Source organism: Moraxella lacunata (assembly GCF_002027545.1).
Taxonomy (GTDB): domain Bacteria; phylum Pseudomonadota; class Gammaproteobacteria; order Pseudomonadales; family Moraxellaceae; genus Moraxella; species Moraxella lacunata.
Map to the genome: position 1 here is coordinate 1 of NZ_MXAN01000107.1, position 8,689 is coordinate 8,689.

The 8,689-nt window shown below is 45.0% G+C and carries 6 protein-coding genes; 4 read left to right on the top strand and 2 right to left on the bottom strand.

Annotation, left to right across the window (positions count from 1 at the left end; all coding sequences use genetic code 11):
* Both B5J94_RS14560 and B5J94_RS12860 read left to right on the top strand, forming a co-directional pair.
* On the top strand, window positions 1-212 hold a 212-nt coding region (locus B5J94_RS14560), incomplete at its 5' end, for a hypothetical protein (protein WP_211271094.1).
* A 69-nt stretch (window positions 213-281) separates the two neighbouring features.
* Window positions 282-3,377, top strand: a complete 3,096-nt coding sequence (locus B5J94_RS12860) for a DNA translocase FtsK (RefSeq protein WP_409455096.1) — start codon at window positions 282-284, stop codon at window positions 3,375-3,377.
* A gap of 330 nt (window positions 3,378-3,707) precedes the next feature.
* On the opposite strand, the gene B5J94_RS12865 is transcribed toward B5J94_RS12860, so the two are convergent.
* Window positions 3,708-4,889, bottom strand: a complete 1,182-nt coding sequence (locus B5J94_RS12865) for an acyl-CoA desaturase (RefSeq protein ID WP_062499969.1) — start codon at window positions 4,887-4,889, stop codon at window positions 3,708-3,710.
* 260 nt (window positions 4,890-5,149) lie between these two features.
* Between B5J94_RS12865 and B5J94_RS12870 the strand changes: the two genes are divergently transcribed.
* Window positions 5,150-5,917, top strand: a complete 768-nt coding sequence (locus B5J94_RS12870; RefSeq protein WP_079364176.1) for a TetR/AcrR family transcriptional regulator — start codon at window positions 5,150-5,152, stop codon at window positions 5,915-5,917.
* 100 nt (window positions 5,918-6,017) lie between these two features.
* A complete protein-coding gene (locus tag B5J94_RS12875; RefSeq protein WP_062499965.1) occupies window positions 6,018-6,725 on the top strand; it encodes a ParA family protein in 708 nt (235 codons plus the stop codon).
* A gap of 106 nt (window positions 6,726-6,831) precedes the next feature.
* Here B5J94_RS12875 and B5J94_RS12880 read toward each other — a convergent pair whose 3' ends face one another.
* Window positions 6,832-8,217 (bottom strand): APC family permease, encoded by a 1,386-nt coding sequence (locus B5J94_RS12880; RefSeq protein WP_062499967.1) that lies wholly within the window; start codon window positions 8,215-8,217, stop codon window positions 6,832-6,834.
* Window positions 8,218-8,689: the final 472 nt, after the last annotated feature.

Below are 8,689 nucleotides of genomic sequence, written 5' to 3' on the forward strand. Positions count from 1 at the left end.
TCAATCAATTTTTGCATGAAAAATGGCTAAATCTTGTTTTTTGCGTCAAAAACTTGTCTGATAGAATAACTATCAACCTGCGTTTTTTCCTTGAAAAACGTGCGATTTCCCCTATTTTTCATGGCAAATACCAAAGTTCAACACGCCCAAATTGTATTGTAAAGGACAGGCACGCCCTATTTAAAATACAAATCATAAATGCATTATCATAACAAAACACTTATCACACCACCAAAATCACACGCTCTATTTTTATCCATCACAAACCATCATAAAAAATTTTGATAAACCCTGCCATTATCCGATATAATAGACGGCTTAAAATCCAAGCCATCCTAGCTCTAAACCCAATCATGAAAAAAATACTACAAAATCAAAAAATCGCCGAGTTCATCAGCCAAATGCCCATCATCAAACGTCTGTTTTTTAGCGTGTTTGGCACGATGGTACTTGGGTTTTTGTTTTTGTCTTTGTTATCATACAACACCCTAGACCCCGCATGGTCACATGTCGGCACACGAGAGCAAATCACCAACGTCGGTGGTCGTCTTGGGGCTTGGGTCGCGGATATTTTACATGTGTTTTTTGGTCATGGGGCATGGTGGCTGGTGCCGGTCATGGTCTACGAACTGGCACTTTTGTGGTGGCGACAGTCGCAGGTCATGTGGCAACTTCGGGTACTTGCGTATGGCTTTTTGCTTGTTTGCATCAGTGGATTATTGGCAAGCTACGGGGTGGCAGGTGAGCACAACACTGGGCTGACGACGGGGGGTGTGGTCGGTTTTGAGTTGTATCAAGGCTTGGTGTTTCAATTTGGCAACATCGTCAGTGTCTTATTTTTACTTATCATCACCACCATCGTGACGACATTGGTCTTTGAAGTGCGTCCTGCGTTGCTATTTGGTCATTTCATGAATTGGCTGGACAACAACAAGTCCCCCACTCACACCAAGCCCGCCGAGCCATCTGGAGACAATGATGCACTCTTTGAAGTCATAGAAAATGACACGCCTGCACACACGTCCACTCACCTGCCCAACGACAACTTATCAGAGTTTTTGCAGACATCAGGACTGCGTGATGAGATATTAGCAAACATCCAACAGGACAAGCAAGACAAAGAACCACAAGCAAATCGTGTGGAGATTCATGCCGATGAAGTGGTGCTAAAAGTGGACAATCTTACGCTGGATGTCAATCAGCCAAGCAGTCAGCCATCGGATGATTTTTACAAAAATCACACAAAGCCGTTAGAATCCATGAATGACGATGAACTCATTGACATTTTAAATCATGATTCTGATGATATTGCCAAGATCCCACCCAAAAGCAAACTCACCATCATCAACACGGCTGACAACACCAGCACGCTTGATACACTTCCATCACAACCACCATCAGTCAAACCAACTGAAAGTGGTAACACCAACAAGGCCCATCACGGCGATGTGACAGATTTTGATGTGGCACTTGACGATGAAGATGAGATTGATTTTGTTTATCAAAATAGCCAAACCAATCAAACCAAACACATCAGCCGTGATGACGTGTTCGCTGATGATTGGGCGGATTTGTCCGAGAGCCTACTGGACTTGGGGGGCACCAATGACAAGTCCCTTGATGATAACGAAAACAACAAGGATGATAAAGCAAATGCCAAAAGCGAAGATGGCTTGGACAATAAGACAGGGCATGTGACATCAAGGCATACAACAGACAGCACAACTCCCCCGCTACACCCTGATAACTTTACCCCCAAAAGACCCTTGCCTGTGGCACAGACCCCAAAACAGGCACATTTTAAAGGCACGGATAAGGACACCGACATAAGCACGGACAAAGACGTGGACACGTCAGCTCCGCCACGCTCACGAGCGATGGACACGCTCACCCATCGCATGAGCCTATCGCCCATCCCTGAGCTGTCCATCCTAGACAAACCCGATGCAAATAAGCAGCCTAGCTATACTGAGCGAGAGCTACAACAGTTATCTGAGCTTTTGGAGATTAAATTAAGAGAGTTTAACATCAAGGCAACCGTGGTCAGTGCCATGGTCGGACCCGTGGTAACTCGCTTTGAAGTGGAGCTGGCGGCAGGGATTAAGGCAAGCCGAGTCACAGGAGCGGCACAGGATTTGGCACGGTCGCTTTCTATGGCGAGCCTGCGTGTGGTCGAAGTCATACCAGGCAAGCCTTATATCGGCATTGAAGTGCCCAACAAAAAGCGAGAGATGGTGCGACTCATCGAACTGCTAGATACGCCTGATTATAAAAACCCTGACAAGCAAATCGGTGTCGCCATCGGCAAAGACATCGGCGGTAAGGTGGTCATTGCCGACCTTGCCAAAGCCCCGCACATGCTGGTGGCAGGCACGACAGGCTCGGGCAAATCAGTTTTTGTAAACTCCATCTTACTCTCCATGCTCTTTAAGTACACCCCTGATGAGCTAAAACTGGTCATGATTGACCCCAAGCAGCTAGAACTTGCCAACTATGGCGACATACCGCACCTGCTTACGCCTGTGATTACTGACATGACCGAAGCGACCGCCGCCCTGACGTGGTGTGTGAGCGAGATGGAACGGCGTTATCAGCTCATGAGCTTACTGCGTGTGCGTAAAATCTCAGAATTTAACAAAAAAGTGGTGCAAGCTGAGATGTCAGGCGAGCCGATATTTGACCCCTTGTGGCGAGCGGACGAAAATGTCAGCATCAAGACCGCCCCTAAACTCAAACCTTTGCCACTCATCGTCATCGTGGCGGATGAATTTGCTGACATGATTATGCAACTGGGCAAAACTGCCGAAGAGCCGATTGTCCGCCTTGCCCAAAAGGCTCGTGCCGCTGGCATTCACCTGGTGCTTGCCACTCAGCGTCCAACGGTAAATGTCGTTACAGGTCTGATTAAGGCGAATATCCCGTCCCGTGTCGCCCTACGAGTGAACTCAAAGGTGGACAGTCGTACCATCATCGAAGAAGGTGGAGCTGAGAACATGCTGGGCAATGGCGACATGATGTTCATCGGGCCAGGCGAGAACACCCCACGCCGTGTACATGGGGCGTATGTGGATGATGATGAAGTGAACCGTGTTTGTGATGCGTGGCGTGAGCGTGGCAGCCCTGACTATATCGACCTGTCAAACAGCTACACTTTTGAAGGCGAAGGGTCGGGCGATGGACTGGGCAAGGGCGGTGATGATGAATATTATCATCAGGCAGTGACTTTTGTCATGGAAAGTCGTAAAGTCTCCATATCCAGCATTCAGCGTAAGCTGGGCATTGGCTACAACCGTGCTGCTCGTATCGTGGACATGATGGAAGAAGCAGGATTGGTCAGTCCAATGGATAATGGCGGTAAACGGCAGATTTTGATGTGATAAGATGACAATCTGCCTTGATTGTAATATAAAAAAGAGCCTAGACATAGGCTCTTTTAATAGCACTTACGGTAGCTTTCACCAATTACGTAGCACTGGGTAGCTGACACCAGCCCCATTCCAGAAATGATGAGAGATACCCAACAAGAGCTATCGCAACATCGGCACAATGGGGATTTTGGTATTATACCCTTATTTTTAACTAGTTGCAAATAATCATTTAGGGTGCATTCGATTTTTCTCATTTTTAATTACAAATAACAAAAGGCAGGCACGCCCTAAAAAGAGAGTAAACCTAAATTTACTCTCTTAATGGATTAATCTGCCCAATCAACCCTTAACAGTCTTGCCTTTTAATTGCATAAAGGCTTGTTCTACACGTTCGCTGTGGTTACGGATTTTTTGTTCCACTTGGGCGAACTGTTCTTTTAGGTATTCATCAGCTTCATGCAAGCGGTTAGCAAATTCGGTGCGTTTTAGCTCCATGGATTTGGCTTTTAGGGCGTGCCATTCTTCCACGGTATTGGTAAAGGCGTCGTATTCGGCACTGATTTTATCTTTAAATAACATGAGCTTGTCATCCAAGGACAAATCCCCACCTGCAATGCGGGCTTCGGCACGTTTAAACTGCATGGTGACTTCAGCATGTTTGATGGTTAGGTCATCGACGGTTTTTAGCTCTTTGGCAAGACCGATTTTGGATAAGCCGGCGATGAGCCATTTGGTTGGGTCGTATTGCCACCATTTAACCCCATTGCGATAGTCGTATTGGAAATAATGATGGTAGTTATGATAGCCTTCACCCCAAGTAAAAATCGCTAAAATCGGGTTGTCACGGGCGGTGTTTTCATCGGTATAAGGGCGTGTGCCGAACATGTGGCATAGCGAGTTGATAAAAAAGGTAAAATGATGGGTCAGCACCATACGCAGTAGCCCCACGATGATAAACGCCCCAAGCATGTCGCCAATGATAAGCCCGACAGCACTTAGGATGATGACATTGGTCAGTAGCACCCACAGCCCATAATGCTCATGTTGGTGTACCAGTACCTTGTCTTTTTTTAGGTCGGGGATGTTTTTGTAGTCGTATTGACCGCTGGGGTATTTTTTTAACATCCACTGCATGTGGCTAAACCAAAAACCACGACGTGCCGAGTAGGGGTCATCATATTCATCATCGACATGGCGGTGATGGACACGGTGCCCTGAACACCAGTCAAAGGCAGAGCTTTGCACCGCCAACGTCGCTCCGATAAGCAAAAAATATTTGACAACGGGGTGAGCTTCATAGGATTTATGGGCAAATAAGCGATGATAGCCTGCGGTAATAGACAGCCCTGTCCATGCCATAAACAGCGAAAAGGCAATCCACAGAGCAGGGCTGGTGTCATGCGTCCACAGATACCACGGCACCAAAATCAAGGCGAGCAAGGGTGTGCTGATGAGAAAGACAGCAGGCACCCAGTTAATGGGGGGATTTTCAAAATCTTGGGGGTTATGTTTGGCAGTCATGGTGTTTTCCTGTGTTGCCTGTTTTGGTGCACTATTATACATGAATTTACCAAGGATGTGAACACCCATACACAAAAATTTATTAAAAATGAACATTTGTTAAGCAATAAGAAGTGATTGTTTTTTAATAATTTTTTATCAAAATTTTGGGAATGAATGGCGCTAGATGGGATGGATGGTTTTAAAATATTTCACAATGTTTAAAATTTTGTTATAATTGAGAAGATTTTACATTTTTTGCCCACTCAGGGAATAAAGACATGAGCAGTCGTAAAGAACAGTTTGAGCACCGAGAACGGCAGATTTTGGCGACTGCTGAACAGTTGTTATTAGAATCAGGCGATTATGATTTGACCTTGGACAGTTTGGCACGTCATTTGGATTTGGCAAAGGGGACGTTGTACAAGCATTTTGTGAGTAAGGATGAACTACTGCTACGACTGCTCATAGAGTACGAAAAACGCCTGTATGAGATGAATGCCATTGATGATGGGGCGGGGGCAGGCGTGGCTCGCATGGTATTGCAACTGCTTTTGCGCCCACAGCGAGCGATGATGTTTCACCACCTAGAAGACAAATTGTCATCAACAGCGTCGGGGCTAAACCGCCTGTTCGGTGAGCTGTATAAGATTCGCCGTGAACGCATGAAACGCATTTATGAGATTGCCGAGCGATATCTGTCCGAGCAGAACAGCACCATGGCGACCCGAGATTTTTTGGCAAGTATTTGGGCGTTGGGGCAAGGCGGGGCAGGGCTGTTAAATTCTAGCTTTTATCAGCGTTATCTGGGCGACAGAAACACCTTAAAATATGCCTTTGTCGTGCAAATGCTAGACTTGCCAAAACTCTACACCCTAGATGTTACCCTAGATACTGACAAAAATACCAACCAAGACATCAACAAAGACACTGCGGTCAAGTCATCGCCACAGACAGACGACGAGACAGACATCGTCCCCGCTAGCGATGAGCAAGCTCCCACTCTCACGCCCAAGCTGATTAAGCCATTAACACCGCCTTTGGTGTGATGTTATTGGGTTTATTATCCTATTCTTGCATTGCATTTACCCCTAATTTTCGGTACAATCATTCATCACTAATAACCACACGACAATTAAGGATTAATGCATGCTCACCATTCTCACCGCCAACCAAAAAGGGGGCTGTGGCAAGACGTCAATCAGTCTGACCCTTGCTGTCGTTTTGGCTCATGAAGGCTATCGGGTCGCCATCGCAGACGCTGACCCCCAAAAATCTGCCTTACGTTTTTTAAAATATCGCCCCAATGACGTCATGCCCATCATAGGCATTGACTGGCGAGACAGTGACGACATCGGCGATTTGCCCAAAAAGATAGATAAAGCCAAGCCCGATGTTCTCATCATCGACGCCCCAGGGGCGGTGGCAGGTGAGCGTGCCGAACGGCTTATTGGTGAGTGTGATTTGATGTTTGTGCCAGTATTGCCGTCCTTTTTTGACATAGACAGCACCAAGCGATTTTTAAAAAATATCGCCGACATCAAGCGAATCAGAAAAGGCAAAGTGGACGTTCATCTCATCGCCAACCGCATACGTCCACAGCTCATGGATGGGAGCGTGCCGAGCGATAAACTGTTGGCGATATTTGATGAGATAGGGCAACGTCCTTTGGCTTATATCAGTGAAAAAAGTGCCTATGCTCAGCTTGCCGATGACGCCCTGACCATTTTTGACAAAACGCAAAAGCCCTACCAAGACGCCAAAGGGCAATGGCAACCGATATTGGCACTTATCAAAAATAAGCTGTCAGACAACGGCAAATGTGCAGGCATGAGTACGGACGGCAGTTGGTTTTAGGTTTTGCCCCAAACCTGCCTAGCATAATGACTGCTAGATAATACTGATTAAATTACGATAACAAAAAATCCCGCCATAAGACGGGATTTTATAATTAACCAAAGAATTATACATCTTCTTCTTTGTATTGTGGCATGGGCTTTTTAAAACCACTTGTCTTAATACCAAGCCAGATAAAACCCAGCAACGCCCAAAACAGACCCACAGCAAAGGTAATGCCATCCACTTCCAACCACATCAGAAAAATGCTGATAAAGCCAATCACAGGCACAACAACATAGCTGATGATTTGTTTGGGTGTTTTAACCATTTTATCACGCAGTGCATAGCGAAAAATGACCGATAAGTTAACAAAGCTAAATGCCGTCAATGCACCAAAACTGATCAAATTAACAACGGTCTCTAATTTGATAAAACCTGCGGTCAAAGCCACACCACCTGCAATTAGAATGTTATTAACAGGCGTTAAAAATTTGGGGCTTAGCTGACCAAAGACTTTTTTACTAATCACGCCATCACGACCCATCACATACATAAGGCGAGACACGCCAGCATGGGCAGAGATGCCAGATGCCATCACTGTTACAATAGCAAAGCCTAACACAATCGATTGAAATGCCGAACCGCCCACAAGCAACAATATTTCTGCTTGGGTCTCATCCACCGCTTCAAAATACAGCTTAGGGTCGCTCGGTAAATAGGTTTGCATAAAGTAAGCACTGACAACGAACACCGCACCTGCAATTAGCGTTGTCAAAATCATCGCTTTTGGCAAGGTATTTTTAACATCTTTGGTTTCCTCAGCAAGACTAGAAATAGAATCAAAGCCTGTGAATGAGAAACATAAAATGGTCGCACCTGTAATTAACGCCCCCACCGAAGTCATCTCACTCCAAAATGGCTTTAAACTCCAAAGTTCATAGATATCCTCTGGGTTAGTATTGGCGGCATACTGTGCCATTTGTAATTTGCTATAAATCAGATAGGTAAAAACAGCGATTACCAATAACTGTACCGCCACAATCCAACTGTTAAAGTAGGCGACGGTTTTTGAGCCAAAGATATTAACCACCGTCATCAGCCCTGTTAGACCAATCACCCAAACCCAATGATTGACCATCGGAAATAACGCCTCAAGATACAGCACAGCAAGGATGATATTTACCATAGGCGAGAGCAAATAATCAAGCCAACTTGACCAGCCAACCATAAACCCCATGGATGGGTTAATTGATTTTTGTGTATAAGTATATGCTGAACCTGATGATGGATAGGCACGAATCATATGCCCATAGCTGATTGATGTAAGCAAGATGGCAAATAATGCAAAAAGATAAGACATCGGCACATGTCCACCGCTATCACGGGAAACCATACCAAAAGTGTCAAGCAATGTCATCGGCTGAATATAAGCCAAACCAATGATGATGACGTGCCACAGACCAAGATTTCGCCGCAATTTTGCAGCTTGGGTAGTAACAGGTGTACTCAACGTAGAGTCCTCCAAAAGCGTGCGTAAACGCAAAACAGAGAAAAGGCGTTGGGGTGCTAATACTGTTATCAAACGTACTTTTGGCAGATAAAATCTGTTAGCGGGCGTGTTTGAGATTTGATTAAGCTATCAACTCCGAATTAAAATATGATTGACCGAAATGGCAATCTTTGGATGATTTTTACAGACGTAAAAAAATGGATAATTTTACCCCAAAAATTGACCCATGCCAATCAATTTTTTAAAAATCCAGCCATATTTAACAAGATTTTTGTAACATTGATGAGTTTTTAATCAAAAAAATCCCCATAAAAAATAAGGCTTTATTCTTCATAAAGATGGCTCAACAAACACATTAAAGGCTAAAAGGGTCTGTTTTGGACGCTTTGCAATACATTGGGAAAATTAGGAAAGTTGGGAAAATTACCTATTATCAAAAAGGGAATGCAAAAACTGAACCGCACCCCAAAAG